Annotated in this window: 3 protein-coding genes; all 3 read right to left on the reverse strand. The window is 67.1% G+C overall.

The genetic code is table 11. The annotated features are described in order from the left end of the window. Window positions 1-164: 164 nt before the first annotated feature. Window positions 165-674, reverse strand: a complete 510-nt coding sequence (locus WA702_RS22360) for an OsmC family protein (protein ID WP_425112730.1) — start codon at window positions 672-674, stop codon at window positions 165-167. 55 nt (window positions 675-729) lie between these two features. Further along, window positions 730-1,515: an ABC transporter ATP-binding protein gene (locus WA702_RS22365; protein WP_425112731.1), complete on the reverse strand. Its 786-nt coding sequence runs from the start codon at window positions 1,513-1,515 to the stop codon at window positions 730-732. Then, the coding region (locus WA702_RS22370; RefSeq protein ID WP_425112732.1) for an ABC transporter permease at window positions 1,515-2,267 on the reverse strand (753 nt) is incomplete at its 5' end. The genes WA702_RS22365 and WA702_RS22370, both read right to left, overlap by 1 nt.

The raw sequence follows: 2,267 nt of genomic DNA on the forward strand, positions 1-2,267 counted from the left end.
GGTGAGGGGCAGACGCGCGATAGGTGCAAGTTGTTAGACCTGTACCCCCTCACCCGGATGTCATCTTCGATGCCATCCGACCTCTCCCCGCAAGCGGGGCGAGGTGAAGGAAGCCAGCCGCGAGATATGTGCATGCCCCGGCGCTTCCGCAGGAACCAGCGACATCACACCCGCTTCATCGTCACCGTAATCTTCGGGCCGTTCTTGATGGTCTGATAGACCACGCAATAGCGCTCGGTGAGCTTCAGCAGCAGATCGAGCTTGTCCTGCGGCGCGTCGGTGCCGACCTCGAAGCGCAGCCGAATCTCGGCGAAGCCGACCGGGGCCTCCTTGTCGACGCCAAGCGTGCCGCGAAAATCGAGATCGCCCTCGGCGATGACGTCGCCGCTCCTCAGCGGCACCTCGATCGCGGTCGCGACCGACTTCAAGGTGACGCCGGCGCAGGCGACCAGCGCCTCCAGCAGCATGTCGCCGGAGCACAGCTCCAGGCCCGAGCCGCCGGTGGCCGGATGCAGGCCGGCGGTGGCCAGCGCGCGGCCGGTCTCGACCTTGCAGGTCAACCCGTCATTGTCGACCGAGCCCTTGGCCTTCAGCGTGATGATGGCAGCCGACGGATCGGCCTTGTAGCGTTCCTTGATCGGCGCCTGCATGGCGCGCAACTCGGCGGCATCCATTGTCGTTCTCTCCGGATTCATTTCCCGAAAGATGTATCGGGCTGCAGCGGCGATGTCACCACCACATCGCCCCGCCGGCTTCACGCCTGCCCTGCGTCTCCGGTATCGTTCGGTCCAGCGAACGGTCCAGCGCGGTCATGACGTGGCGCTTGAACTGCTCGAACATCGGCGTGGTGCGGTCGCGCGGCCGCGACAGATTGATCGTGATCTCCTCGAACAGCCGCCCCGGATGCGGCCGCATCACCAGCACGCGATCGGCCATGACCACGGCCTCCTCGACGTCATGCGTGACCATGATCAGCGTCGGCCGCGTATCGGCCCAGAGGTCGAGCAGATGGTCCTGCAGATCCTTGCGGGTAAAGGCATCGAGCGCGGAGAACGGCTCGTCCAGCAGCAGCACCTCGGGCTGCGTGACCAGCGCGCGGGCGATCGCCACCCTCTGCGCCTGGCCGCCGGAGAGCTCGCGCGGCCATGCCCTGGCCTTCTCAGCGAGGCCGACGCGGCTCAGCGCCTGGGCGACGCGGGCGCGGCGCTGGTCTGCCGGCAGACCCGACAGGCCGAAACCGACATTGTCGGCGACGGAGAGCCACGGCAGCAGCCGCGGTTCCTGGAAGATGATGCCGACCCGCTCATGCGGCGCGGTGATGCGCTCGCCATCCAGCGTGACGGCGCCCTGGCTTGCCGGATCGAGGCCGGCGATGGCGCGCAACAAGGTCGACTTGCCGCAACCGGAGCCGCCGATGATGGCGAGGATCTCGCCATGCCTGATGTCGGCGGAGAACCGCTCCAGCGCATGAACGCGGTTCGGATAGGTCTTACTGAGCGATTGCAGCGACAGCATCAGCGCCCTCCGCTATTACGCGCGAAATTGTCCTGCCAGCGCAGCAGCGGCGCGGTCGCGACCTCCAGCAGCCAGTCGGTCGCCTTGCCGATGATGGCGAAGATCACGATGGCGGCGACGATCTGCGCCGGCTTGCCGAGTTGCTGGCCATCGATCAGGAGATAGCCGAGCCCTTCGGACGCGCCCATGAATTCGGCCGCCACGACGAACATCCACCCGAGGCCAAGCCCGACGCGCAGCGACACCACATAGGCCGGCAGCACCGCGGGCAATAGGATGCGGCGGATCATCGCCGGGCCGGACAGGCGGAACACGCGGCCGACCTCGACGATCTTGCGGTCGACCGAGAGGATCGCTCCCATCACGCCGAGATAGACCGGGAAGAACACGCCGACCGCGATCAGCGCCACCTTCGAGGTCTCGAAAATGCCGAGCCAGAGGATGAACAGCGGCACCCAGGCGATCGAAGGGATCGCGCGCAAGGCCTGGACCGTCGGATCAAAAAGCCGCCGCGCCAGGCTCCAATAGCCGCAGATGCCGCCCATCACTGTGCCGGCGGCAACGCCAAGGCCGAAGCCGATACCGACCCGCGCCAGCGTGATGCTGATATGGCGGGTCAGTTCGCCCGTGCGGGCGAGGTCGGCGATGGTCGCGATGATGCGGCTCGGCGGCGGCACCAGCCGGCCGTTGGACAGGCCGACATGAACGATCAGCTCCCAGCCGCCGGCAAGCAGCAGCGGCAGCAGCAGCCC

Source organism: Bradyrhizobium sp. (assembly GCF_049798375.1).
In the GTDB taxonomy this organism is placed as follows: domain Bacteria; phylum Pseudomonadota; class Alphaproteobacteria; order Rhizobiales; family Xanthobacteraceae; genus Bradyrhizobium.